Here is a 24,929-nt window from a genome sequence, read left to right as displayed (position 1 = left end):
ATACGATTCGAGGCGTAATCATTAAGGGAAAGTACAATGACATTGAAGAATATTTTTCTAAAGCCCGTTGACCGCCCCATTGAAGGCGTTATCAAAGCCGACGATGAAGCCAGTCTTCGCCTCGAAATTGAAGAATACGTACTGACCAACGAAGTCGAGAAACGCCTCGAAGAGTTCCTGGACGCCTACAATAACTACGAAGGGGCGAACGGGGTCTGGGTATCCGGCTTCTTCGGCTCAGGTAAGTCGCACCTCCTCAAGATGCTGGCCCTTCTGCTTGAAAACCGGGAGATGGACGGTGCTACTACCCTGGACCTGTTCCTTCCCAAGTGCAGTGAGAATGAAATTCTCCGGGGCGACCTGAAGCGAGCTGTCTCAATTCCGGCGAAGAGCATTCTGTTCAACATCGACCAGAAAGCCGATGTCATCAGCAAAACCCAAATCGATGCGCTTCTGGCCGTGTTCGTTAAAGTCTTCGACGAAATGTGCGGCTACTACGGCAAACAAGGGCACATTGCCCAGTTTGAGCGCGATCTGGACGGCCGTGGCCTGTACGAACAATTCAAAGCCGAGTACGAGACCATCGCCGGCCGCCCCTGGCAGAAAGGCCGGGAGCAGGCCCTCCTGGAAGGCGCGAATATCGCCAAAGCCTACGCCGCTGTGACCGGTGGCGACCCGCAGTCGGCAGCGGGCATTCTGGACAAGTACCGCAGCGAATACCGAGTTTCGATAGAGGACTTCGCGGACAATGTGAACACCTATATCGAGAAGCAGGCAAAAGAGGGTGGCCACAAAGAGTTCCGCCTGAACTTCTTTGTGGACGAGGTTGGCCAGTACATTGCCGACAACACCAAGCTGATGACCAACCTGCAAACCATTGCCGAGAGCCTCGCCACCAAGTGTCGTGGGCGGGCCTGGATTATCGTCACCGCCCAGGAAGAAATGAAAAACGTGGTTGGCGAAATGGGCAAGCAGCAAGGCAACGATTTCTCGAAAATTCAGGCACGGTTCAATAACCGTATGAAGCTGTCCAGTGCGGACGTGGCGGAGGTCATCCAGAAGCGCCTGCTAACCAAGACCGAAGAAGGCGTCAATCAGCTGTCGGACGTCTATCACGCGCAGGCAAACAACTTCAAAACCCTGTTTGACTTCGCGGATGGATCGGCCACCTACCGGAACTTCCGGGACAGGGACCACTTCATCCACAGCTACCCCTTCGTCCCCTACCAGTTCGCGCTGTTTCAATCGGCGATCCAGAATCTGTCGCAGCACAACGCCTTCGAGGGTAAACACAGTTCTGTCGGTGAGCGCTCCATGCTGGGTGTTTTCCAGCAGGTGGCCATCCACATCGGCAACCATGAGGTGGGCCAGCTGGCCACCTTTGACCTGATGTTTGAAGGCATCCGCTCTGCACTGAAATCACAAATACAGCGGGCGATTATTCAGGCCGAGAACCATCTCGATAATGCCTTCGCTATCCGGCTGCTGAAGGCCCTGTTCCTGGTCAAATATGTCAAGGAATTCAAGCCCACGGTGCGCAACCTTTGCGTGCTGATGCTGGATGCCTTCGATCAGGATCTACCGGCACTTCGCACCAAGGTCGAAGAAGCCCTGAGCCTTCTGGAGCAACAGACCTACATACAGCGCAACGGCGACCAGTACGAGTACCTGACGGACGAGGAAAAGGACGTCGAGCAGGAGATCAAGAACACAGAGGTTGAGTCATCGGACGTTGCGGACGAGCTGGAAAAGATCGTTTTCGACTTTGTTATAAAACAGCGCAAAATCCGCTATGACGCCGGCTCCTCCCAAAACCAGGGGCAGGACTACTCCTATTCGCGCAAACTGGATGATCGTCTGCATGGGCGTGAATACGAGCTCTCGATCAATGTCATCAGCCCGTTCCACGAGCATACTGACAACGAGCAAATGCTACGCACAGCCTCGACCTACAAGGCGGACGAGCTGTTCGTGCTCATGCCGTCGGACGAGCGCCTGGTGCGCGATCTGCTCATGTTCAAGCGCACCGAGAAGTACATCAAGCAGAACATTTCCGTTACCCAGCAGGAAGCCGTTAAGCGGATCCTGAATGACAAGGGCTTCCAGAACCGTGAGCGCGAGGCCAGGCTCCGGCAGCAGGTTCAGACCCTCATGGGCAAGTCCAAGTTGCTCATTGGCGGCGCCGATGTGGAAGTGGCGAATGAGGACCCCCAGACGCGCATTATTCGGGGCTTCCATGAGCTGATTTCACGGGCTTACCCCAACCTCCGCATGTTGCGCGGCGTTTCCTACACGGAAAACGACATCAGCAATTGCCTCAACCGTACAGACGATGGCCTTTTCGGTAACGACGCCACAGCCCTGGCGGAATCCGAGCAGGAGGTGCTGGCGTTCATTCAGAGCAACAACCGGGGCGGTGTCCGCACCACCTTGAAGAGCCTGCTGGAAAAGTTCGAACGCAAACCCTACGGCTGGTATTACGCCGCGATTCTCTGCACCCTGGCCAACCTGTGTGCCCGTGGCAAGGTGGAAGTTCGTCTCGACGGTAACATCCTGGAGGACAGCGAGCTGGAGCGCGCCCTGCGTAACACACACGGCCACGGCAACGTGGTGCTGGAACCACAGATTGAGTTCACCGCCTCTCAGGTCCGAGCCCTCAAGTCGTTCTACGAGGACTTCTTCGACAGCCCGCCCCGCAGCAGCGAAGCCAAGGCCCTCGGCAAAGAGGCCGGCGAAGCCTTCCAGGACATGTACCACGACCTGGATCGGCGGATAGCGCAGGTCGATCAGTACCCGTTTCTCAATGCCTTGAAACCTGCCCTGGTGACGCTGAAAGAGGTCGCCGGAAAGCCCTACACCTGGCACCTGACGGAATTGGGCAAGCAGGAAGACCAACTTCTGGACCTGAAAGAGGATGTCATCGACCCCATCCGCAAGTTTATGGGCGGTTCACAAAAAGACATCTACAACCAGGCTCGGTCCTTCCTGCAGAGCCAAGAGCCCAACTTCATCTATGTGTCCGGGGACGAGATCGAGCAGATCCGCACCATCCTGAACGACCCCAACTGCTACAAAGGGAATCGCATTCAGCAGCTCAAGGGCCAACTGGATAGCCTGCAGGAGCGCATCGACGAGAAAGTGCAGCAAACCCGAGCTCAGGCAGAAACCTCCCTGAATACCATGCAGGAACGCATGCAAAGTATGGACGAATATCAGTCCCTGCCGGAACCACGCCAGGATGAGCTCAACAAACCGTTCCGGGATCTGGTCGACTACATCGGGCAGGAGCGCCTGATTGCCGTGATCAAGGACCGTACCCGGTACTTTGAAGAAGAGGGCTACCAGAAGCTGCTGGGCAAAATGGTGGCGCTGGCCAATCAGAAATCAGCACCGGCAGACGACCCCGATCAGCACCCAGGTAGCCAGAGTGAAGACCAGGATAACCGGGGGCCTCATGAGGTCAAGGAATCGGCAGCCGACTACGTTCACGCCCGCAACCTCCGTGTCGCGTTCGACAAGGCCTGGTTGGCCGACGAGGGGGATGTGGAGCGCTATCTGAATGCCCTGCGCGAGGCCCTGCTGGTTGAAGTCCAGCAAGGGCGCAAGGTCCAGATCTAAGCGTGCCGAACCGTCTAATCGGTCAAAGTTGGGGATAGCCATGCACGAAGCCGAACAGGAAATCCGGGCGCTCATTCGCGGTGGCGAAAGCCTTGCCGTCGAGTTCAAGAGCGACGTCAAAAGCCTGCCGGACCGGGATCTGGTAGCTGCGGTGGTGGCCCTGGCCAACACCGAGGGCGGCGACCTGTTCCTGGGCGTTGAAGACGATGGCACCCCGACTGGGCTGCATGCCAATCATCGCAACCTCGCCGGCCTGCCCGCGCTGATTGCCAACAAGACCATTCCCTCGCTGGCCGTGCGCGTTGAGTCCCTGGAGCTGGAAGGGCAACCTATTGCCAGGATCCAGGTGCCCAAGTCCCGGCAGCTGGTGTCCACCTCGGATGGTCTGCTGCAACGTCGGCGTCTGAGAATGGACGGCACTCCGGAGGCCGTGCCCTTCTACCCCCATGAGTTTGTTCAGCGCCAGTCCAGCCTGGGGGTAACCGACCCCTCGGCCTTGCCGGTGGAAAACCTGGCGGTTGAGGACCTGGACCCGATTCAGCGCATCCGAATCCGCAACGCCATCAAGAAGTACGGCGGCGACCAGAGCCTGATGCCCCTGGCGGACGATGAGCTGGACGGCGCCCTGGGGCTGACTGTGAGCGTGGGAGGCATCCGCCGTCCCACGGTTGCAGGCCTGTTGCTGCTGGGGAACGAAATGCAGCTCCGGCAACACCTGCCCTCCCACGAGGTAGCCTTCCAGGTGCTGCGCGGTACCGATGTTCTGGTCAATGAGTTCTACCGCAAACCGCTGCTGGAGACCTTTGAAGAGGTCGAAGTGCTGTTTCGCGCCCGGGTGGAGGAAGAGGAGATTCAGGTCGGGCTGTTTCGCGTGCCCATCCCCAACTTCGACCGCCGGGCCTTCCGGGAAGCCTTTGTGAACGCTCTGGTTCACCGCGACTACAGCGCCCTGGGCGCCGTACACGTCAAACTGGACGACGATGGCCTGAGCATCAGCAACCCGGGTGGATTTGTGGAAGGCGTCAACCTGGACAACCTGCTGGTGGCCGACCCTCGCTCCCGTAACCCCTTGCTGGCTGACATTATCAAGCGCATCGGCCTTGCCGAACGCACTGGCCGGGGCATCGACCGGATCTTCGAGGGTATGCTCCGCTACGGGCGTACCGCCCCCGACTACTCCATGTCGTCCGCTCATACCGTCTCCGTGCGCATGAGCGCTGCGGACGCGGACGCCGAATTCCTGCGCATGATCGTCGAGCGCGAGGAACAGACCGGCGCCGCCATGCCCATCGACAGCCTGATTATCCTGTCCCGGCTACGCAATGAGCGGCGTTTAAGGACGACCGATCTGTCCAGGTCCGTGCAGAAGCCGGAAACCGTGGTACGGGGCACCCTGGAGAAACTGGTGGAAGCCGGCATGGTGGAAGCCCACGGAACCGGCAAGGGCCGCACCTACACCTTGGGCGCCAAGGTATATCAAGGGGCGGGGCAAAAGGCCGCCTATGTACGCCAGGCAGGGTTTGATCCTATCCAGCAAGAGCAGATGGTCATGAGCTTTATTGATACGCACGGCAGCATCAAACGTGCTGACGTGGTTGAGCTGTGCCATATCAGCCCGGATCAAGCCTACAAGTTGTTGGCCAGATTGAAGAAAAGGGGAGAAATCGAGCAAATAGGCGAGCGTAAAGGGGCTATTTACAAGCGCGCGCGTTAATTTATGCGCTCAGCGTAGATATATACGCTCATTTATGCGTCAGCGTATATCGCTCGGTCACGATCAAAACCAAGGCATGAATCGATGGAAACCGCAAAACTCAGAAAATTCGCTCAGTTCGCCCGCCGCAGCCTGATTGAACAGGTCGGCGCCAAGCTAAAACTGGTATTGGCCGAAGAAAGCCCCGCCCGGCGGGAAAGCCCATCGGCCATCAAAAAGCTGGAAGAGGCGATAACCGACCAAGGCAAAGAACAGGTTATCGAGCGGGTGGCCTATATCTGGTTCAACCGCTTCTGCGCCCTGCGTTTTATGGACGTGAATCGTTACAACCGCATTGGCATTGTTTCCCCTGCAGAGGGGCAGTTCCAGCCCGAGATCCTGGCTGATGCCAAAATGGGCCATATCGATGAAGAAATGGTGTCGGAGTCAACCCGTCAAAAGATCTTCGCTCTGCTGGACGGCAAAACACCCAGTCAGGATCCGCAGGGGGAAGCCTATCGCCTACTGGTCGTAGCTGCCTGTAACTACTGGTACAGCGCAATGCCGTTCTTGTTCGAGCGTATTGACGACTACACCGAGCTTTTGATGCCGGATGATCTGCTCTCAGGCAACTCAATCCTGGCCTATACCCGCGAAGCCATGACGCCGGATGCCTGTGAAGATGTCGAGGTGATCGGCTGGCTGTATCAGTTCTATATCTCCGAGAAGAAAGACCAGGTATTCGCCGATCTTAAGAAGAACAAGAAGGTTACTCCCGAGAATATCCCAGCGGCGACCCAGCTATTCACGCCGCACTGGATTGTGCGTTATTTGGTGGAAAACTCGTTGGGACGCCTCTGGATGCTCAACCGTCCCAACTCCGGCTTGATCGAGCAGATGGATTACTACATCAAGCCGGAAGAGCCAGAGACCGACTTCCTGCGGATCAATAGCCCGGAAGAGATCAAGATCTGTGACCCGGCCTGCGGCTCGGGACACATGCTGACGTATGCATTCGATCTGCTGTATGCCATTTATGAAGAGGAAGGCTACGAACCTGCCGATATTCCGGCCAAGATTCTGGCTAATAACCTTTACGGAATTGAGATCGACGAACGCGCTGGAGAACTGGCCGCATTTGCGCTGACCATGAAGGCGCGAGCCAGACAACGCCGTTTCTTCCGAAAGCCCGTGCAGCCGAATGTTGTCGTTCTGGAGAACGTGGCTTTTACCAGCGCCGAGATGCAGGACGTCGCCGCCGTGGTGGGTAAGGACCTGTTCACGAAAGAGCTGCGCGAGACGCTAGGACAGTTCGAGCAGGCGAAAAATTTCGGCTCATTGATACTACCTAAACTACGGGACCCTGCGGAGACACTGCGTGTTGTAGAGGAGCGAGGTGTCGACGGGGATCTTTTGCTGAAGGAGATACAGGACCGTCTGGTGGCCGTCCTGAGAATGGCCGAGGCTCTCTTGCCCAAGTATCATGTGGTGGTGGCCAACCCGCCGTATATGGGCGCCAGCAATATGAACCCGACGATCAAAAGTTGGGTGGCCAAAGCGTATCCTAAAGCGAAATCAGACCTGATGACCTGCTTTATGACGAGGGTTCAGGAGCTAAACATTCGTGGCGGATATTGGAGCATGATCAACCTTCCGTCTTGGATGTTTCTTAGTTCCTTTGAGAAATTTCGCGAACAACTTATTTTAGAGCAAACGATTAATTCTCTCCTCCATCTCGGTCGTGGAATTTTTGGCTCAGATTTTGGTTCGACAGCTTTTTGCTTCCGGAACACTACTCCTAGTGCGAACAGCAAAGGCGTATATAGGCGTCTATTTACGCGACATGTAGACGTTCGAAAACCTGAAGAAATAGAACGACTGTTTTTGATGCCAAACGAAGGTCATTACTCCGTAAAACAGTCGTTCCTAAAAACGGTCCCGGGTTGGCCGCTTTCTTACTGGCTTTCGAATGAAGCCGCCAATGCATTCACGCAAGGGAAAAAACTTCAAAACATAGCGGTAACTCGAAAGGGCATGGTAACCGCTAACAACGATATCTTCGTTCGGGCCTGGCAAGAAGTCAGTATTCAGAAGTTCAATTCTAGAGCGAAAAGTCGAGAAGATGCAGAGGTGTCCGGGTGCAAATGGTTCCCCTACATCATGGGTGGAGAGTTTCGTAAGTGGTTCGGTAATCGGGAGAATGCGGTAAACTGGGCTTCGGATGGGCACGAAATACGAAACAAGAGACATCCTAAAGAAGATCGTATTTGGGCGACTAACTTTAATCTCGACTATATATTCCAGCCCAATGTGAACTGGAATAGCATTACATCGGGAAGCCTGTCCTTTCGCGTGTCACCTGGTGGAGAGCTTTTCGCCTCAACCGGTCTCGCCTGCTTTGTTGCAAAACGAGAGAATGAAGTTGCTGCGTTTCTGAACTCAACAGTTTCAAAATACTTTCTGTCGATCATCGCTCCCACGATGTCTGCAAACCCAGGTGATATTGGACGTTTGCCAGTTTTTGGTGAGGGCATGGCTTCCGTTCAAAGAACCGCTTCAAAGTGCGTTCTATCTTCCAAAGAAGACTGGGACTCATACGAAACTTCATGGGATTTCACCACACTTCCGCTGCTCTCGCCTGACTATCGTTGCGAAACACTGGAGGCCACCTACTCCCGTCTCCGCGCCCATTGGCAAGGCATGACAGACGAGATGCAGCGGCTGGAGGAAGAAAATAACCGCATTTTCATCGAAGCCTACGGTCTGCAGGACGAGTTGATTTCCGAAGTTCCGATCGAGGAGATAACACTCACCTGCAATCCCGCTTATCGTTATGGGATAAAAGGTTCTGAGAAAGATCGAGAAATCCGCCTGCGTGCTGACACTATGGCTGAACTTATTTCCTATGCCGTGGGCTGTATGTTCGGTCGCTATGCACTGGAAGAGCCGGGACTGATCCTGGCCAATCAGGGCGAGACCATCGACGACTACCTGAAGCGGGTTCCAGAACCAAGCTTTCCGGCAGACGATGACAATGTCATCCCTATGCTCGATGGCGACTGGTTCACCGACGACATCACCGAGCGCTTCCGTGAATTCCTGCGCATCGCCTTTGGTGAAGAGCACTATGGGGAAAACCTCCGCTTTGTCGAGCAAGCGCTGGGTAAGGATATTCGCAAGTACTTCCTGAAGGATTTCTACAACGACCACGTGCGCCGTTACAAGAAGCGACCCATCTACTGGCTGTTCTCCTCACCCAAGGGCTCATTCAATGCGTTGATCTACATGCACCGCTACCAGCCTCACACCGTGGGCACGGTGCTGGAGTATCTTCGGGATTTCAAAGACGAGAAGCTAAAAGCCCGGAAAAACCATCTGGAGGCCCTGAGTATCAGCGCCGGGGCCTCCCAGGGTGAGAAGACCAAGGCCCTGAAAGAGATCGAGAAGATCAACAAAACCCTCGCCGAGCTGGATGACTACGAGCGGGATGTGCTCTACCCACTGGCCACCGAACAGGTGGAAATTGATCTCGATGACGGGGTGAAGACCAATTATCCGAAATTTGGCGAAGCTTTAAAGAAGATTACCGGCCTCTCTGGCTAGGAGCACAGGCATGCATATCAACAAACTAACCTTGCAGCGCTTTCGTGGCGCTCAAGATCTACCGCTGGATCTGGATGACAAGCTTAATGTGTTTGTCGGCATGAATGGCACGGGTAAATCCAGCATTCTGGATGCCTCGGCCATCATGCTGTCCTGGCTGGCGAATCGGATTAAGCATGCGGGTGCGTCTGGGCGTCCGATTGCCGAATCCGATATCAGGAATGGTGAATCCTCCGCCAATCTGGCCATTCAGCTATGTGATGAGGGTACTTCCTTCGGCTGGAACTTGGCGAAGGTGCGTAAGGGGTACAGCAAAAAGGACCTGGCCTCTGTTCTGATTTCTGCATCCGAAACGGCCAAGGGTATTCAGGCCGGCATCACCGAACACAACGGGAAGGTAAACATCCCCTTGTTTGCTTACTACCCGGTGAATCGCGCTGTGTTGGATATTCCACTGCGTATCCGAGAAAAGCATCAGTTCGGGCTTCTTTCTGCTTACGAGGAGTCGCTAACCAGTGGCGCCAACTTCCGTACTTTCTTTGAATGGTTCCGGGAGCGTGAAGACCTTGAGAACGAGAACCGCAAATACATAGATGATCTGATCAAGCCGGACGATTTCGAGTTCCCGGATTCGCAGCTAACGGCGGTGCGGCGGGCCCTTGAGATTTTCATGCCGGACTTCCAAAACCTGACCGTAAGGCGCCAACCGCTGCGGATGGAGGTAACGAAGAAAGGCCAGCGGCTGACGGTAAACCAGCTTTCCGATGGCGAAAAATGCTTGATGGCCATGGTTGGCGACCTTGCCAGGCGCATGGCCATAGCCAACCCGGAGCGAGAAGATCCGCTGCTGGGAGATGGCATTGTGATGATCGATGAAATTGATCTGCACCTGCATCCGAAATGGCAGCGCCTGGTGGTGCCCAGTTTGAGGGCGGTTTTCCCGAACTGTCAGTTTTTTATCTCCACTCATTCACCGCATGTAATTACCCATGTGAAACCGGAGAATCTGTTCCTTATGAACATGACAGATGCCGGGGAATTGGAGATTGTTCGCCCGAATGAGTCCTACGGGAAGACGGTGGACAGGGTACTTGAAGATCTGATGGGCCTTGAGACCACACGCCCTGACCAAGTGGAAGATGCTCTTCGAGCTATTTACGGGCAAATCAATGATGGCGAGCTTGATACTGCCAGAAAAGGCATTGCTGAATTGGAACGAGACATTGGCGAAGATCCGGAACTGGTAAAAGCCAAGGTGCTGATCAAACGCAAGGAGCTGATTGGCCGATGAAGTATGTGGAGAAGCGCCACGAACCTGAAGTTTTTACGCAATGGAAGGCTCTGGCCAATGTCAATGAAGACTGGCAGCCTACCTATGGCGACCTGAGGGGTGAGCCCAAAGCCTCGGTAAAGAGATCATTGATGCGGGAGCAGGGTTACATCTGCTGCTATTGTGAACGCCGGTTAACCGAGGGCGATTCCCACATAGAACACTTTCAGCCTCAGAGTGACCCGACTGTGGATCCGCTGGATTACGGCAATCTTTTGTGCTCCTGCCAGAATCAGATCAGAAAGGGTGAGCCCCGTCACTGCGGTAACCTGAAAGGCGACTGGTTTGACCCCGAGCTGTTGATATCTCCGCTGGATGCGAATTGTGAGCCCCGGTTTGGTTTTGAAGGTGATGGTTGGATTAAACCTGCTGACAATAACGACCGGGCGGCCTGTGAAACCATTACCCGACTGGGCCTCGACCTGCCCAAGTTGAATGAGTTGAGAGCTGGAGCAATTGAGCCTTTCCTGGATGATAGCTTGAGCCATGATGAGCTGGGTCAGTTCGTGTCGGGCTACTTAACCATGGGAGCAGACGGCCGTTTCGGTGAGTTCTGGACCACCATCAAATACCTGTTTGGGGACTATGCCGCCGCATGAGTAATCGAATTTCCCAGGCCTCTCATGAATATCCCAGGTCGCTCATGAAGGAGGGCTACCTATGAAATTGAAAGAAATTGCCGTTAAAGGCTTTAAATCCATCAGCAATCACGACTACGAGCGTATTGCCTTTAACGATGTCACGGTGCTGTTGGGGGCGAATGGCTCCGGGAAAAGTAACCTGATTTCACTGTTCCGGCTGTTGGGATTTATGACCACTGGTGCTCTGCAGCAGTACGTTGGCAGGCAGGGCGTCAGCCAGCTTCTGTTTTATGGCCCAAAGGTGACCGAATCGCTGAGTTTCAGCGTGAAACTGGAAGATGACAGCACCACGGACTCCTACGATGTAAAGCTATCGTATGGGTTGCCGGACCGGCTGTTCGTCAGCGGTGAACAGGTAAGCTATCACAAGGCCGGTCACCCCAGACCGCAGGAATACTTTCTGTCCAGTGGTGGCCCCGAAGCGGATCTGGGGCAGGATGATCGGCCCACCAGTAAAGTGCTTACCGGTCTGCTCAGAGGCATACAAACCTTCCAGTTTCACGACACATCCGACACCGCCCGAATCAAGGACCGGGTGTACGTTGATGATGTGTCCTACCTGCGCAGCGATGGGGGCAACCTCGCGGCCTTCCTCAAGATGTTGAAGGAGTCGGACAGCTATCGTCCTTACTACGAACGAATTGTCCGGCATATTCGCAAGATTATGCCGCAGTTCAACGACTTCGTACTGGATACCCTTCCTGGCAATGACCGTTTCGTGCGACTGAACTGGTCTGATACCTACCGCCAGGATTATCTTTTTGGTCCGGATCAGATTTCCGACGGGTCTCTTCGCTTCATGGCGCTGACCACACTACTGTTGCAGCCACCGGCGTTGCTTCCAAAAGTGATCGTTCTGGATGAGCCGGAGTTGGGTCTGCATCCGGCTGCCACGCTTGAGCTTGCCGGTATGATCAAACGTGCATCCCAGAAAACGCAGGTGGTCCTGGCCACCCAGTCCACACGGCTGGTGGATGAATTCCTGCCGGAGCAGATTGTGATTGTGGAGCGCGATTCAAAGACCGGCGCCAGCTCGTTCCACCGTCTGGAAGCGGAGGCGCTGGGTGAATGGTTGCAACGGTACAGCCTCTCGGAGCTTTGGGAGAAAAATGTGTTGGGAGGGCAGCCGTGATTCGACTGCACATAACCGCAGAGGGCCAGACCGAGAAAGCCTTCGTCGACCAGGTTTTGACACCCCATCTGGCGCACTTTGATGTCTACACCGACGCGCGCTGTGTGTTAACGAGCAAGGACAAACGGGCAGCCAAAGAATACCGGGGTGGCTTGATCAGTTACCAGAAGGCAAAAGCAGACATCGAAACCTGGATGAAGGAAGACGCCAACCAGGAATGCTGGTTTACCAGCATGTTCGATTTATATGCCTTGCCAGACGATTTCCCAGGATTTGACGAGGCGGAACGGCTGGAGCCTTATCAAAGGATCGAACGGCTCGAAGCTGCTTTTGGCAATGAAATGAACAAGCCAAACTTTATTCCCTATATCCAGTTGCATGAATTTGAAAGCCTGATTCTGGCTGACCCGGCCAAGCTGGATTGGGAGTACCTGGAGCACGACCAGCCAATTGGAAATCTAGTGAAGATGGTCGGCTCCCAAAATCCGGAGCTCATCAATGACGGTCGAGAAACAGCGCCATCAAAACGAATTCTCAAAGAGATACCGGAGTACGACAAGGTGACATCAGGGGTATCGGTTGCGGCTCACATCGGCCTCGGTGCTCTGCGGGCCTCATGCAAACACTTTGATGAGTGGGTGTCGCGCTTGGAGAAGCTCGGGGGCAAAGAATGAGCCAGCAAATCAATTATGCGCTGGGCAGGCTTTTCGATAAGCACCGGGTTGTGTTCTGGTACGACACCAAGCAAGAGCTGCGCAGTGACTTCGAGGCGGTTTCCATTCCGGACGTGGAGAAGCTGGAGATCGCCAACAACGAGTACGGCCTGAAACATCGCATCCTGCGGGAGGCACCGGAACAGAAATTCTTGCTGTACAAAGAAGGGCCACAACCGGAGGATCTGGACAACTGGTTGCTGGACGTACAGCTGGCCCACGGCGAGTTCCGGACCGACCAGGTGGCCATCTGGCTGTCCGAGTTGGAGTTGGGCCTGGAGTTCGCCGAGATAGCTCAGGCCCATACGGAGTTCTTTCAGGCGATCAAGCGCAAGGAGGCACTGAAGAAGTTGCTGAAGCCGGACGATACCGCCGGCCAGCTGCGCCTGAAGATGCTGGCCGTGTGTGCCGGTAGCGAGCCCCGTATGGACTCGGTGGTGGAAACCCTGCTGCAGCAACTGGCTGAAGACCGTGATGATGGCATCCGGCTGATTGAGCGCTGTGGTCTGGGCAGCTTCCTGTGGGAGCAACTGACCCGTTTCTACGGCTACGAGGCCAGTGAACCCAGCCTGCGCGATTTCGTGATCGAGCTGTTCAAGTCCTGCTACGCCATGGGTACCGATGGCGATGTCAAACTGACCGGCGACGCCCTGGTGTTCCTCAAGCGCTGGAAAGACAGCCGGCAGTTCGAGCAGGGGTTTGAAACCCTGTCTGCCGAGTGTGCCGAGGTGCTGGGCATTGAGCAGGATCTGGGTAAGCGGGACTTCCGGGACCTGGTTGAGCTGGATTACTTCCGGCTAATCGACCAGAAGATTATCAGTGACCTGGTGCGGGCGGTGGTAGGCCGCACGGTCACTAGTGGCGATGTGGCATTGTGGGTACGGCAGCGGCGCCAGGGCCACTGGTACGGGGAGTTCCGCCACCTGTATGAAGCCATTGAGTTTGCGGCCCGTTTTGTCCAGATGCTCGGTGAGGCTCGTCTCACCATGGACAGCCTCTCCGACGGCGTTCAGCGATACAGCCGTTCCTGGTTCCAGTTGGATCAGCTCTACCGCAAATTTACCTACCATGTGCGCATGTCCGGCCAGGCATCGTTAATGGGCGATCTCAGTGAGCAGGTGGAGAATTTGTATTCCAACAACTACCTGCTCAAGCTGGGCGACGGCTTCCAGGTTCACGTGGATGCCGCGCCGCGCTGGGAGGCCTATCCGGTCGTTCAGCAAACAGCCTTTTTCGAGCACTGGGTTCGCCCGTACCTGTGCAAGGACAAACGGATCTGCGTGATCATTTCCGACGCCATGCGCTATGAGATTGGTGATGAGCTGCTGGGCCTTATCCGGCAGGAAGATCGCTACAGCGCGGAGCTTGAACCGGCACTCTCGACCCTTCCCAGCTATACCCAGCTCGGTATGGCGGCGCTACTGCCCAACAAGTCCCTGGCAATCGCCGACAACGATACCGGTACGGTACTGGTGGATGGCCAAAGCTCACAGGGCACGGTCAACCGTACCAAAATCCTGCAGGCCGCCTTGGATGGTCGGGGCCAGGCCGTCAAGGCGGAGGATTTTATGCAGCTCAACCGGGAAGACAGCCGTGAGCTGCTCAAGGGTAATGATGTGCTGTACATCTACCACAACCGCATCGATCACACCGGCGACAAGATGCATTCAGAGGGGCAGGCCTTTGAAGCCGCAGAACAAACCCTGGATGACCTGATTCGACTGATCAAGAAGCTCACGGCGGCCAACGCCAATAACCTGCTGATCACCGCTGACCATGGCTTTATTTACCAGAACCGTGAGCTGGATGAGAGTGATTTCCTGGGCGATGCCGTTTCTGGCGATGATATTCGCTACCGGGACCGTCGGTTCGTGCTGGGTAAGGGGCTGTCCGCCTCTCCGGCCTTCCATCACTTCTCGTCTGAGCAGCTTGGGCTGGATGGCGATATGGAAGTGCAGATTCCCAAGTCCATCAACCGGCTGCGTCTTAAAGGCTCTGGCAGCCGCTTTGTGCATGGCGGCGCATCCCTTCAGGAGGTTGTGATTCCAGTCCTGAAGGTTAACAAGAAGCGCCAGAGTGATGTCAGCGCCGTTGAGGTGGACATCCTGCGTGGGGCCAGCTCGGTGATCACTTCCGGCCAACTGGCCGTCACCTTGTATCAGTCCGGACCGGTTACCGAGAAAGTACAGCCTCGCCACCTGCGGGCTGGGATTTATACCCAGTCAGGGGAGTTGATTTCGGACAGTCACGAACTGTCGTTTGACCTGACCTCGGAGAACCCCCGCGAGCGGGAGCTTCAGGTGCGCTTTGTGCTCAGCCGCAAGACGGACGAGGCCAACGGCCAGGAGGTTTTCCTGAAGCTGGAAGAACAGCACGCCGGCACCTCCCACTACAAGGAATACAAGTCGCTCAGGTATTTGATGCGGCGGTCCTTTACCAGCGATTTTGATTTCTGAGGGTTATAGCCAATGAGTACGCTTGACCAAAAGATCAACGAACACTTCCCCGGGTTGGTGGTGCGCAAAGACCTGGTGAAAACGGTCAAGGGCAACGCCATCGTTCCCTCATACGTGCTGGAGTATCTGCTCGGCCAATACTGCGCCACTAACGACGAGGCCACGATTAAAACAGGGATTGAAACGGTCAAGGAGATTCTGGCCAAGCACTATGTCCACCGGAACGAGGCCGGACTGGTGCGCTCGAATATCAAGGAAAAGGGGCGCTACAAGGTTATCGACAAGATCAGTGTGGCCCTGAATGAGAAGACGGATGCCTACGAGGCGCAGTTTTCCAACCTGGGAATCAAGAAGGTATTGGTGGATTCTGGGACCGTCAAGGCCCACCCCAAACTGCTGGTAAGCGGCGTATGGTGCATTGCGGACATCGAATACGTATTTTCTGAAGACCAGAACGTCAGCCCCTGGATTCTGTCCACCCTCAAGCCGATTCAGCTATCGCACTTCGACTACGACGCCTACGTTGCCGCGCGGCAGCAGTTCAGCACCGATGAGTGGATTGACCTGCTGATCCAGAGTATCGGCTTTAACCCGGAGATGTTCGGACGGCGCAGCAAGCTGACGCAACTGGTCCGATTGATTCCGTTCTGCGAGCGGAACTACAACCTTATCGAACTTGGCCCCAAGGGGACGGGTAAATCCCACGTTTACTCCGAATTCTCGCCCCATGGGATCCTGGTTTCCGGTGGTGAAGTCACCGTACCCAAGCTGTTTGTGAATAACTCCAGCGGCAAAATCGGCCTGGTGGGCTACTGGGATTGCGTGGCCTTTGACGAATTCGCCGGTAAACAGAAGCGAGTCGACAAGGCCCTGGTCGACATCATGAAGAACTACATGGCCAACAAGTCCTTCTCCCGTGGCGTGGAAACCCTGGGCGCCGAGGCGTCCATGGTGTTCGTGGGGAACACCCGGCACACTGTTCCTTACATGCTGAAGCATTCAGACCTGTTCGATGAACTGCCGGACAAGTTCTACGATTCTGCCTTTCTGGACCGGATCCACTTCTATATTCCGGGATGGGAGGTCGACATCATCCGGGGCGAGATGTTCTCCGACGGCTATGGCTTCGTGGTGGACTACCTTGCAGAAATCCTGCGCTCGATGCGGAACTACGATTACTCCGACCAGTATAAGGAGCACTTTACCCTTTCTTCGGATATCTCGACCCGTGATCGGGACGGTATTAACAAGACCTTTTCCGGCTTGATGAAGATCCTGTTCCCCCAGGGGGGAGCGACCAGGGAAGAGGTTGAAGAAGTGCTGCGCTTTGCCATTGAGGGGCGCAAGCGGGTCAAGGACCAGTTACAGCGGATTGATACCACCTACGGCGAAGTACGCTTTTCCTATCAGGATCAACAAGGCCAGGAAATACTGGTCACGACACTTGAGGAGGAAGAGTACCCAGGCTACTACCACCAGACGGTCTCGACTCCTGATGACGAGGGAGTAGAACCCGAGCCAACAGCGGACGTTAAAGGTGTCGAGCCAGAAGAGCTGAATGCCCCCGAGCCAGTACTGGAAGAAAAGCACCTGACCTTCCAGGAAAATCAGAAGGGCATCTCATTCGACGGCTTGTTTGGCGCATACCTGAAAGGAGCCAGCAAGATCACCGTCACAGACCCCTACATCCGGCTTTTCTACCAGATCCGCAATTTCATGGAGTTTCTCGAAGCCATCGTGAAGAACAAGGCCGAAGAAGATGAAGTGGAGGTTCACCTCGTCACCGTCAGGGACGAGTTCAAGGGTGACCTGCAAGACGAGAGTTTTGAAAAAATCCAGGAATCCGCTCGCACCGTGGGCATCGACTTCACCTGGGCGTTTGACGAAAGCGGCACCATTCACGCCCGTCATATCGTTACGGACCACGGCTGGAAGATATCGCTGGATCGGGGGTTGGACATCTTCCAGCACTACGAGATGAATGAAGCCTTCGCGTTTGCCAACCGGTTGCAGCAGTTTCGGTCTAGCAAGGCCTTCGAAATTACCTTCATCAAACAGTCATAGATCCACCCGGCAGTGCAATGGGAGGCGGTGTGTCAGGCGCTCGCTTCCCACTCCCACCAGGACTGAAACAGCTCGTCACCACCCGGCACATAGGTGTGAACCTCCCGGCCATTCCAATCCAGCGCCAGAACCTGCAACGCAGCCTGTTGCAGCTCGGCATCCAAGGCCCTCAGCCGGTTCAGCTCGAATGGCCAGTGACTCGCGTTATATAGGCCAAGCAGGAATCGCCGGATATGCCGGGCCTGGCCGCCTCCACTATGAGCGGCGTCGATCAGTATTGTGAGAGCCGGAAGCCCCGCGTCCTCCCGCAGCTGCCTCCGCTTTTCTTCCTGTTCCAGCAAAAATAGAAAGCTTTCGGGAAGCATGGCTGTTTTGTCCGTCATGAGCATAACCTCATATCGACTTCACGATTATGCTGCCATGGACGACGCAGTAGGCACGGCTCTCAAACTGCCCGTTTTGGGCAAGAACACCGGTTTGCCCCGAATTTATTTCAGATCGCCATTGTGTCGGGGTGATTTTTTTCGGAACTTTCGCTCCAGGAACGCTTCCAGCCGGTCCGCGTTGCGGTAGGCCACAACGCAGATAAAAAGTACAACTGCGACAAAGCTCAGGAATGCAATCAGTGTGGCAGATAGGTTCAGCATATTCACGTCTCCAATAGTTGACTGCCCTTTGAGGGCAGTTTGTTGGTTTCAGGCCACAGCATCGGCCTGTCTTTGTTCTTTGGCGACAGACGCAATCAAGTGCCGCGAGCAACTCAGCATCTCCTGGATCTCGCTGTAGCTGTGGCCACTGCGTAGCAGGCTGGCGATGTGCTGTCTGCGCTTCAGGTCTGGTTGCCGCCCCTGGTACTTGCCCTCCGTTTTTGCTTTATGAATGCCCTGGAACTGCCGGCGCCGACGGTCTTCGTAATCTTTGCGGGCCACGGCAGCCAGCATGTCGAGCATCATGGCGTTGACCGCTCGTAGAATGGAGTCGGTGAATCCGGTGTCGTCTTTCTTTTCCAGAGCGAGCCAACTGGTTGGTAATTCCGGGGAGACGATGGCTAACCGCTTGGCGGCCAGCTTTTGCTTGAGGGAGTCCCAGTCACTTTTTTTGAGGCGAGCCAGCCGGTCGATCTGTTCGACCAGCACAATGTCACCCTCACCGGAATCTGTGATCAGCTTCATCAGCTCGGGTCGGTGCAAAGTAGCGCCGGACACGTTCTCCACGTAGAAAGCGGCAATACGCTGACCGTGGTTGGCTGCGAACTGTACCAGTGACTCCCGGGCTCGCTCCGCATTCTGTTCCTGCGTGGATGCCCGAAGGTAGGCTCGAATAAACATCGTCGGTTCCTCAGTCTGTTATAAGTGGTTCTCTCTGGCCGGTCTGGTTTAGGTGGTTCTGGTGGCCGTTACCGGGTTCGAACCTCTGGTTCTCCTGATCTGTACCCATAAGGAACCACCTCAAGAGTCGAGAAACTCCCCGAACGGATCGTCCGCTCGATAAATCTGGTTGATTCTGTCGTCATCGAAGAAACCCTCTGTACCGCCATTGCTCCCATTGCCGGAAGTTGCCTTGTTGCCCGCGCCGGTTGCCTCCTCATCACTGCCTCGACTGAACGACGCCATCTTTTGTTCGAATTCAGGAAACGTCATTTCCCCATCGGGTCCCTTGGCGAAAACCGTCTTGTAGGCATCGACTACGGCCAGTGCGAAGCGAATGAACAGTGCGACCACCCAGAGCACGAACAATAAATACCATGCGTAAAGCGCTGCATCGGTACCCCTAAAGGCGAGCTCCACAACGCCGATCCCGGCGAGCCCCACTGTTACGATTTTTGCCACTCTTACCATGGCCTCAGTCCCCGATAGTTCTTTACTTCGAAGCTACCAGAACCTGAGAAAATGCAAGTTTTTCCCGGCGTCAGGCCGCTGCGGCTTGCCCGGCCAGCCACGGCGGTTTCACCTTGCTGTAGGCATCGTTCGTCATCGCCCTCAAGTCCTGCTCGAGCTCGACCCAGCAATGGGGAGCGGTGGTCATTCGGCTCAGTCGGTCCTCCGCGTATCCGATCCGGCATTGATGGAAAATGCCTCGCTCGCTCAGGGCATTGCTGATCACAAAAGTCATGTAGACGCTATCGACTCTCAGGTCCTCCAGCGGCAGCAGTGCCAACTCAAGTTCATCGTGCCAGTCACTCATGGTCGGGCTCCCTGAACATCAGCTGTTGGCCCTGTTCATACAACACCGGATAGGGGAGCGGCTCGCCGTCCTGGATCACGGTGTTCGGTGGAAAGTACATCACTATCCAGGGAGGCATGCCGGCGCTGACAGCGCCATAGAATTCATCTACAGGAAAGGTACGTTCATGGCCGGACTGCCGAAATACCAGTCGGGAATATTTCTCGGGATGGTTGGCAGCGATGTTGTAACTGGCTGCTTCACGGCCGATGACATAGCTTGGTGTCTTCCAGTGATTCGGTTGTTGGATGTTATAGGCGATGATGCAGTTGCTATCGGCACAGCCATATCGCTCGACTGTTACCGACCACAGCATGAGCGGGTTCCCATCAATCTCCGGCGTCTTCACGTCTGTGAGCTTCGTTACATTTATCGCCATCGACTCGGCGGCCTGGGTGATGGCCTCATCTACAACGGCAACATAGTGGTCATAGGCGTCATCCTCGTTCGCCGCCAGTGATTCCGGCATCCAGCCCATCAGGCTGGGTCGCGCCGAAGGGTTGTCCGGCGTCATCATGATGTCAGTGGCGTTGAAGAACAGCGTCTGGGTGCCGGTAAGATGACGAAGCGGCGCATCTAATGAGGTGGCCAATCTGGCCAGGTCGAGGGCGCTTACCAGCAAACCCTTTCGATGCGAGCGCGTCCCGTCTGGTGAATCCCGCAGGTCCTGATCGTAGACGCCGCCGGCACGGGCCAGATTCAGTGCGCGGGATGATTCGTCGTCATAGTGTCGAGGCATGACAGCGCAACCCGCGAGCGCGGCTGTAGTTACAGCAAAACAAATGGTCTTCAACTTGGTCATTTTGAACTCCTGCGTTTTCTAAAATATTCGCACGAAGTTTCAAATATGCAAGAGGAAAATCAAAATAATATTTAATAAAATCAATGTGTTGCGCTGTCAGTACAAACTTCGGTGTATCCGCAGTGGTGCATCGGGAGTGCCGCTCTTGCTAGACTTGCCAGTAGGTTTTTTTCGGTTGAGGCGAGGTGTTGGTAAATCGGAAAAGGATCAGAAATTCCCAGTTTCCCACTTATCCCAGTTTATAAGCATGGGTAGTAACCGACCGGGCCAATAGAGAAAAAGTTTCTATTCATGCAAGAAACAGCGGGATGACGACTGCCTGAACGATACTGGTCTGCGCTTTAGTGCCGATGTGCCGGTGGAAGTCATTGAACACATGCCATCGGAGCAGATCGGGCCGGACGCCGACCAGTACGACATCCTCGGCACCAAAACCTCCTACCGGCTGGCCCAGCGGGCCTCCAGTTACGTGGTGCTGAAGGTGGAACGCCCGGTGTTCCGGCGCAAAGGGCACCGAGAAGCCTGCGACAACACCGGCTCTATTTAACGTGCTGCACAACAGCCTGGCCGATGTCAGCCTGCTGGTGGACAAGTTTCAGTCCCCCTGCCGTTGTATCGTCAGCACCAGCGCATCCAGCAATCCGGCATCACCATCAGCCGCAGTACCCTGACCAAGCTGGTCAAGCGAGCCATCGACCTGCTGCGCCCCATTGTGGATGCGCAGACCGACAACGTGCCGCGCAGCCGGTACTGGCCATCGACGAAACGCTCATCAAGGCCGGCCACCAGGGCCGGTCAGGCCCCCAAAAAGGCAAGATGAGATCCGGCTGGTTCTGGCGGCTGTCTGGCGATGCTGGCGAAGTGGTGTCATCCTGACCGACAGAACAAACAGCCCGAGGCCCCGTCGCTTGCGGTGGCCAGGATCCACCTTGCCGGCAGACTCGGCTTTGCAGTTGATGAGTCTGGCATAGGAAGCGAACTTCTGAACTGACTCAAAGCGCTGGATATCACCGATTTCGTAGAGAATGGTCAGCGCTAGGATGCGCCCTACACCGGGAATGGTCCTCAGCACACTCAGAGAAGTGGGATTATGTTGTTTGGCTTGCCGCTCCAGGTGTTCTTCAAGCTTGCTCAGCTCACGGTGATAGCACTCGATGATGGCCAGGTCGAGATTGATGTTGTGCTGGACATTCTGTCCGGCAAAGGCCGCCTGAACCTGTTCCCGGACTCCCACATTCTTAAGGTTTACCTTATTGGGTGGCGGATTGTATTGGCTGGTGGTGTTCACCACGTGGGTTTTGAGCATGGCCCCGTGCTGGACGATGCGGAAGCGTCGTCGCAGTAGGTCGCGGGTGGCCCGCATCTCGTTGGGATAGGTGTAGGCCAGCGGGAAGTTGCCGTCCTTTGATTTCCTTGTGTAGCAACACCTCCCCCTGCTGGTTGATGATACAGACGTACAGGCATGCAGCAGATTGATTCCACAATAATGATGGTAGGTGCTACGATAAAGTTTATTGAGTCTTCTCCCTTGTGGTGTTTGGTCGCCTTCCAGCTTAGCGGTCAACCGCTAGACTGGGGAGAGGGCTTAATAAGTATCAGGACAGTGACATGGACCCGCAAATCCCTCGGGATCAGTTTCCTTTCACCAGTGTCCGGTTAGCAAGGCGCTGGCGCAAGTTGCTGGATGAGCGCCTGAAAGACCTGGGGGCTACCCAGGCTCGCTGGTTCACCATGGTCTGCCTGCAGCGTGATGGTGGAGGGCTGACATAGCGGGATATAGCCCACCTGATGGTCATCGAGAATCCGACATTGGTCCGCCTGCGTGTTTTTGAGTAGGTTATGGAAAGCGCGTGACCAGGAGGTGAAGCATGCTACCTAAGGATATCGTTGTCTTTCTTGAAGAGGCTCGGCCCTATGACCGGCGACTGGCGATCGCCGCTGACATCGCTGCGTGCTGGGATGCCTGCCTGATAGCGGTGTTTGTGGCAACGCCACTGAGAGCGATGCCTCATGCGTACGCTGTGGCCGGCCCCGCCATGCGCGCCTTGCTCGAACAGCATCGCGTGCGTGTTCGGGACGCAGAGACTCAGGTCAGGGAGCGGTTTGAGGCAATGGCTCGCGCAAGAGGTATTAGCGCAGAGTGGCGCTTGTCCGAGAGCGAGGTGGCGGAGGAATTAATGCTACACGCGCGCTATGCAGGGCTGGCGTTGGTCCCTCCCTTCGAAAGCTCCCCTGAACCTTCCATGACGGTCAGGATGGCCGAGCATGTTATCTTCGGGTCTGGACGCCCGACTATACTCATTCCTGACGAGTGGCCGGCCGGACGGATTGGACGACGTATCGTTGTTGGCTGGAACGCTAGCAGGGAGGCAACACGAGCTGTCGGCGATGCGTTACCCTTCCTGGCCCAGGCAGAAGCAGTGAAGGTGGTTTGTGTCTGCGATGAACCGGATGGCGAGCTGGAGTGTAGAGAAGATTTCGGCGCGGACCTGTGTCGCCACCTCGCGCGTTATGGCGTACAGGTAACACTGGAACAAGTCGACGGTGGTAAGGTCGGCCCGGTGCTACTCGAGCAGGCGCGGGCGTTCCATGCCGACATGCTGGTGATGGGCGCCTATGGCCATACGCGGCTCACCCGACTGGTGCTGGGTAGCGCTACTCGAACTGTACTCTGTCAAGCGTCAATCCCTGTGCTGGTGTCTCGTTGACTATAAACGAACGCGCTGGCGGGCTATTGACGGAGCCCTTCGGAGAAGTTCCTTAGTAGCTGGCCTGAGAACCTGCTTGAATTGCAGGTCGAATTGGCGCAAACCTGGTTAGTGCGTAACGCAGACTTGCCTCAATGATTAGCTTACGATTTACTGTTACTGAGTCAGCAATATCAGGACAGTGATATGGACCCGCAAATCCCTCGAGATCAGTTTCCCTTCGCCAATGCCCGAGTGGCAAGGCGCTGGCGCAAGTTACTGGATGAGCGCCTGAAAGACCTGGGGGTTACCCAAGCTCGTTGGTTCACCATGGTCTGCCTGCAGCGTGGTGGTGAAGGATTGACCCAGCGGGAGTTAGCCCATTTGATGACGATCGAGAATCCGACATTGGTCCGTCTGCTTGACAGCCTTGAAGAGCAGGGGCTGATTGAACGACGGCCCTGTAAGCATGATCGGCGCGTCAGGTTGCTGTACCTTACCAATACCGGTGAGCGCTTTTCGAGCGAACTGAATGAGCGGGCGAATCTCTTGCGAGAGGAGATGCTGAAAGGCATTGAAGACCAGGATCTGGAAGTCGCTCTGCGTGTGTTTGAACGGGTTATGGAAAATTCCGCCAACCCCAAATATTACTGAACCCGAGACATTTTTCAGACGCGAGCGACAAGATTAGGATTGGAGCGTTCCGCAAATTTCGCCGGCACAGGACGGTTCCATCACGGCTGGCGGTCCGTCGTTATGTGTGTTACGTTCAGTCCATGCTGAACGAAATGAACAAGTTTTGCAGCAGCCTTCCTATCATTGTTGGCGGAACACCGAATCAACTGGCACGGGAAAGTGGGGCAGCATCCGGGAGTATGGTCTTTTGCAACCGGTTCAACCCGCCTTGACAGAGGGCGCTTTATTGAAATCTCGACGTGGCAAAAAGTGTTATTGGAGTTGGTGCTCAGGTTTGTTGCTGGGCTTCCTTGTGACGTCAGCTTCCGCCGACGGCCTGCTGTCCCTGAAAGTGGAAAACGATGCCTTTTCCGCCGGTGGCGATGGTCAATACACCAACGGCGTAGAGGTGATCTGGGCCTTTGAGCCCCCGGATCGACATTGGACCCGCCGTCTTGCGGACGTCATTCCGGGCTGGTCTGGCAGTACTCTTGCGGGCGTAACGTACCGGCTCGGGCAACAGATCTATACGCCCGAAGATATAGAGGTCGAAACGCTTATTAAAGATGACCGCCCCTATGCCGGCCTTTTGTTTGGTGGAATTTCGCTACTGAGCGAAAGGGAGCACGGTGGCTTGCGTTTGGCAGACAGCCTGCATATCGACGTGGGCATCGTAGGACCGGCTTCCGGTGCTGAGGTAGTCCAACGAAATTTCCACGATCTTATTGCGGCAGACAAGCCGAGGGGTTGGGACAACCAGCTTGAGAACGAGCCAGTGATTAATTTTGGTTATGAACGGGCCTGGCTTAAACAACAGGATGTCGCTGAGCTAAGCCTGGAATATGGACCGTCTGCCGGGTTTGCGCTCGGCAACCTGTATACCTACGCTTCCAGCGGCCTTGGGTTTCGTTTGGGAGAGGGGCTTGATCGTAGTTTCGGCATTCCGTCAGTCGCCCCCGCACAAGGCGGGCAATCTTCTTTTCGGCGGGATCGGGGCTTTAGCTGGTACGTCTTCGCTGCCGTAGAAGGGCGCTATACAGCACACAACCTGCTGCTCGACGGCAACAGTTTCGAGGACAGCCACTCCGTTGACAGTCGTGAGTGGGTTGGCGATGCTCAGGTGGGTGCGGCATTGACCTGGGATCGCTGGCAGATCGCCTACACCTACCTGTGGCGCAGCGAAGAATTCGAGGAAAAGGACGGCGTCGATCAGTTTGGATCGATCGTTCTGTCTACCTGGTTATAAGTGAAGGCATGAATTGAACGGTTTTTGAGTCTTTTGCCCATTCAGA

At 55.5% G+C, this 24,929-nt stretch carries 20 protein-coding genes and 2 pseudogenes; 15 read left to right on the top strand and 7 right to left on the bottom strand.

Annotated elements, in window-relative coordinates; all coding sequences use genetic code 11:
- Positions 1–36 precede the first annotated feature (36 nt).
- From brxC to brxL, 9 genes are all read left to right on the top strand, one after another.
- Positions 37–3,618 carry a BREX system P-loop protein BrxC gene (gene brxC / locus ABNF92_RS08145; RefSeq protein WP_349343873.1) on the top strand — a complete coding sequence of 1,194 codons (3,582 nt, stop codon included), beginning with the start codon at positions 37–39 and terminating at the stop codon, positions 3,616–3,618.
- A 40-nt stretch (positions 3,619–3,658) separates the two neighbouring features.
- Positions 3,659–5,332, top strand: a complete 1,674-nt coding sequence (locus ABNF92_RS08140) for an ATP-binding protein (RefSeq protein ID WP_349343872.1) — start codon at positions 3,659–3,661, stop codon at positions 5,330–5,332.
- A gap of 84 nt (positions 5,333–5,416) precedes the next feature.
- A complete protein-coding gene (gene pglX / locus ABNF92_RS08135; RefSeq protein ID WP_349343871.1) occupies positions 5,417–8,914 on the top strand; it encodes a BREX-1 system adenine-specific DNA-methyltransferase PglX in 3,498 nt (1,165 codons plus the stop codon).
- A 10-nt stretch (positions 8,915–8,924) separates the two neighbouring features.
- Positions 8,925–10,205, top strand: coding sequence for an AAA family ATPase (locus ABNF92_RS08130; protein ID WP_022988845.1), 1,281 nt, complete (start codon positions 8,925–8,927; stop codon positions 10,203–10,205).
- Positions 10,202–10,843 carry a retron system putative HNH endonuclease gene (locus tag ABNF92_RS08125; RefSeq protein WP_022988844.1) on the top strand — a complete coding sequence of 214 codons (642 nt, stop codon included), beginning with the start codon at positions 10,202–10,204 and terminating at the stop codon, positions 10,841–10,843. Before ABNF92_RS08130 ends, ABNF92_RS08125 begins: the two co-directional genes overlap by 4 nt.
- A 61-nt stretch (positions 10,844–10,904) precedes the next feature.
- Complete coding sequence (locus ABNF92_RS08120) at positions 10,905–12,017, top strand: AAA family ATPase (protein WP_022992172.1); 1,113 nt, start codon at positions 10,905–10,907, stop codon at positions 12,015–12,017.
- Positions 12,014–12,691, top strand: coding sequence for a DUF4276 family protein (locus tag ABNF92_RS08115; RefSeq protein WP_022988842.1), 678 nt, complete (start codon positions 12,014–12,016; stop codon positions 12,689–12,691). Before ABNF92_RS08120 ends, ABNF92_RS08115 begins: the two co-directional genes overlap by 4 nt.
- Complete coding sequence (gene pglZ, locus ABNF92_RS08110; RefSeq protein WP_349343870.1) at positions 12,688–15,186, top strand: BREX-1 system phosphatase PglZ type A; 2,499 nt, start codon at positions 12,688–12,690, stop codon at positions 15,184–15,186. The genes ABNF92_RS08115 and pglZ overlap by 4 nt, the downstream gene beginning before the upstream one ends.
- 12 nt (positions 15,187–15,198) lie before the next feature.
- Entirely contained in the window at positions 15,199–17,250 is a 2,052-nt protein-coding gene (gene brxL, locus ABNF92_RS08105) for a BREX system Lon protease-like protein BrxL (protein WP_022992174.1), read from the top strand.
- A gap of 32 nt (positions 17,251–17,282) precedes the next feature.
- Here the strand turns inward: brxL and ABNF92_RS08100 are convergent, their stop codons facing one another.
- The 6 genes from ABNF92_RS08100 to ABNF92_RS08075 all read right to left on the bottom strand — a co-directional run bounded on the left by ABNF92_RS08100 (position 17,283) and on the right by ABNF92_RS08075 (position 20,275).
- On the bottom strand, positions 17,283–17,633 hold the full coding sequence (locus ABNF92_RS08100; protein ID WP_081699727.1) for a hypothetical protein: 351 nt from the start codon (positions 17,631–17,633) through the stop codon (positions 17,283–17,285).
- 105 nt (positions 17,634–17,738) lie between these two features.
- Complete coding sequence (locus ABNF92_RS08095) at positions 17,739–17,897, bottom strand: hypothetical protein (protein ID WP_022992176.1); 159 nt, start codon at positions 17,895–17,897, stop codon at positions 17,739–17,741.
- A gap of 48 nt (positions 17,898–17,945) precedes the next feature.
- Positions 17,946–18,578, bottom strand: a complete 633-nt coding sequence (locus ABNF92_RS08090; protein ID WP_022992177.1) for a recombinase family protein — start codon at positions 18,576–18,578, stop codon at positions 17,946–17,948.
- Positions 18,579–18,698: 120 nt separating this feature from the next.
- A complete protein-coding gene (locus tag ABNF92_RS08085; RefSeq protein WP_011784116.1) occupies positions 18,699–19,088 on the bottom strand; it encodes a hypothetical protein in 390 nt (129 codons plus the stop codon).
- 70 nt (positions 19,089–19,158) lie between these two features.
- The gene (locus ABNF92_RS08080) at positions 19,159–19,434 is read right to left on the bottom strand and encodes a hypothetical protein (protein ID WP_011784117.1); all 276 of its coding nucleotides are present in this window, start codon (positions 19,432–19,434) and stop codon (positions 19,159–19,161) included.
- A complete protein-coding gene (locus ABNF92_RS08075; protein ID WP_011784118.1) occupies positions 19,427–20,275 on the bottom strand; it encodes a hypothetical protein in 849 nt (282 codons plus the stop codon). The genes ABNF92_RS08080 and ABNF92_RS08075 overlap by 8 nt, the downstream gene beginning before the upstream one ends.
- Before the next feature lie 376 nt (positions 20,276–20,651).
- On the opposite strand from ABNF92_RS08075, the gene ABNF92_RS08070 reads away from it, so the two are divergent.
- The gene (locus ABNF92_RS08070; RefSeq protein ID WP_220150157.1) at positions 20,652–20,822 is read left to right on the top strand and encodes a hypothetical protein; all 171 of its coding nucleotides are present in this window, start codon (positions 20,652–20,654) and stop codon (positions 20,820–20,822) included.
- Between the two features lie 63 nt (positions 20,823–20,885).
- Positions 20,886–21,095: a transposase gene (locus ABNF92_RS08065; protein ID WP_022988836.1), complete on the top strand. Its 210-nt coding sequence runs from the start codon at positions 20,886–20,888 to the stop codon at positions 21,093–21,095.
- On the opposite strand, the pseudogene ABNF92_RS08060 reads toward ABNF92_RS08065, so the two are convergent.
- A pseudogene (locus ABNF92_RS08060) lies at positions 21,048–21,674 on the bottom strand (transposase); the annotation flags it as partial. The gene ABNF92_RS08065 and the pseudogene ABNF92_RS08060 sit on opposite strands and share 48 nt — an antisense overlap.
- A gap of 209 nt (positions 21,675–21,883) precedes the next feature.
- On the opposite strand from ABNF92_RS08060, the pseudogene ABNF92_RS08055 reads away from it, so the two are divergent.
- The 4 genes and pseudogenes from ABNF92_RS08055 to ABNF92_RS08040 form a co-directional block, all read left to right on the top strand.
- Positions 21,884–22,042, top strand: a pseudogene (locus ABNF92_RS08055) (MarR family transcriptional regulator); the annotation flags it as partial.
- Positions 22,043–22,143: 101 nt separating this feature from the next.
- Complete coding sequence (locus ABNF92_RS08050; RefSeq protein WP_011784122.1) at positions 22,144–22,983, top strand: universal stress protein; 840 nt, start codon at positions 22,144–22,146, stop codon at positions 22,981–22,983.
- A gap of 186 nt (positions 22,984–23,169) precedes the next feature.
- Entirely contained in the window at positions 23,170–23,616 is a 447-nt protein-coding gene (locus tag ABNF92_RS08045; protein ID WP_011784123.1) for a MarR family transcriptional regulator, read from the top strand.
- Positions 23,617–23,932: 316 nt separating this feature from the next.
- Positions 23,933–24,883 carry a lipid A deacylase LpxR family protein gene (locus ABNF92_RS08040; protein ID WP_227501191.1) on the top strand — a complete coding sequence of 317 codons (951 nt, stop codon included), beginning with the start codon at positions 23,933–23,935 and terminating at the stop codon, positions 24,881–24,883.
- Positions 24,884–24,929: the final 46 nt, after the last annotated feature.

The sequence above is a fragment of the Marinobacter sp. MMG032 genome (genome assembly GCF_040112695.1).
Taxonomy (GTDB): domain Bacteria; phylum Pseudomonadota; class Gammaproteobacteria; order Pseudomonadales; family Oleiphilaceae; genus Marinobacter; species Marinobacter salsuginis.
Note: the sequence above shows the minus strand (reverse complement) of the source record. Positions and strands in the feature narration are given on the sequence as shown.

What these genes read in the sequence shown, in the direction of transcription:
- brxC (WP_349343873.1), top strand. Translation starts at nt 37, where the DNA reads ATGACATTGAAGAATATTTTTCTAAAGCCCGTTGACCGCCCCATTGAA.
- ABNF92_RS08140 (WP_349343872.1), top strand. Translation starts at nt 3,659, where the DNA reads ATGCACGAAGCCGAACAGGAAATCCGGGCGCTCATTCGCGGTGGCGAA.
- pglX (WP_349343871.1), top strand. Translation starts at nt 5,417, where the DNA reads ATGGAAACCGCAAAACTCAGAAAATTCGCTCAGTTCGCCCGCCGCAGC.
- ABNF92_RS08130 (WP_022988845.1), top strand. Translation starts at nt 8,925, where the DNA reads ATGCATATCAACAAACTAACCTTGCAGCGCTTTCGTGGCGCTCAAGAT.
- ABNF92_RS08125 (WP_022988844.1), top strand. Translation starts at nt 10,202, where the DNA reads ATGAAGTATGTGGAGAAGCGCCACGAACCTGAAGTTTTTACGCAATGG.
- ABNF92_RS08120 (WP_022992172.1), top strand. Translation starts at nt 10,905, where the DNA reads ATGAAATTGAAAGAAATTGCCGTTAAAGGCTTTAAATCCATCAGCAAT.
- pglZ (WP_349343870.1), top strand. Translation starts at nt 12,688, where the DNA reads ATGAGCCAGCAAATCAATTATGCGCTGGGCAGGCTTTTCGATAAGCAC.
- brxL (WP_022992174.1), top strand. Translation starts at nt 15,199, where the DNA reads ATGAGTACGCTTGACCAAAAGATCAACGAACACTTCCCCGGGTTGGTG.
- ABNF92_RS08100 (WP_081699727.1), bottom strand. Translation starts at nt 17,633, where the DNA reads ATGACGGACAAAACAGCCATGCTTCCCGAAAGCTTTCTATTTTTGCTG.
- ABNF92_RS08095 (WP_022992176.1), bottom strand. Translation starts at nt 17,897, where the DNA reads ATGCTGAACCTATCTGCCACACTGATTGCATTCCTGAGCTTTGTCGCA.
- ABNF92_RS08090 (WP_022992177.1), bottom strand. Translation starts at nt 18,578, where the DNA reads ATGTTTATTCGAGCCTACCTTCGGGCATCCACGCAGGAACAGAATGCG.
- ABNF92_RS08085 (WP_011784116.1), bottom strand. Translation starts at nt 19,088, where the DNA reads ATGGTAAGAGTGGCAAAAATCGTAACAGTGGGGCTCGCCGGGATCGGC.
- ABNF92_RS08080 (WP_011784117.1), bottom strand. Translation starts at nt 19,434, where the DNA reads ATGAGTGACTGGCACGATGAACTTGAGTTGGCACTGCTGCCGCTGGAG.
- ABNF92_RS08075 (WP_011784118.1), bottom strand. Translation starts at nt 20,275, where the DNA reads ATGACCAAGTTGAAGACCATTTGTTTTGCTGTAACTACAGCCGCGCTC.
- ABNF92_RS08070 (WP_220150157.1), top strand. Translation starts at nt 20,652, where the DNA reads ATGCCATCGGAGCAGATCGGGCCGGACGCCGACCAGTACGACATCCTC.
- ABNF92_RS08050 (WP_011784122.1), top strand. Translation starts at nt 22,144, where the DNA reads ATGCTACCTAAGGATATCGTTGTCTTTCTTGAAGAGGCTCGGCCCTAT.
- ABNF92_RS08045 (WP_011784123.1), top strand. Translation starts at nt 23,170, where the DNA reads ATGGACCCGCAAATCCCTCGAGATCAGTTTCCCTTCGCCAATGCCCGA.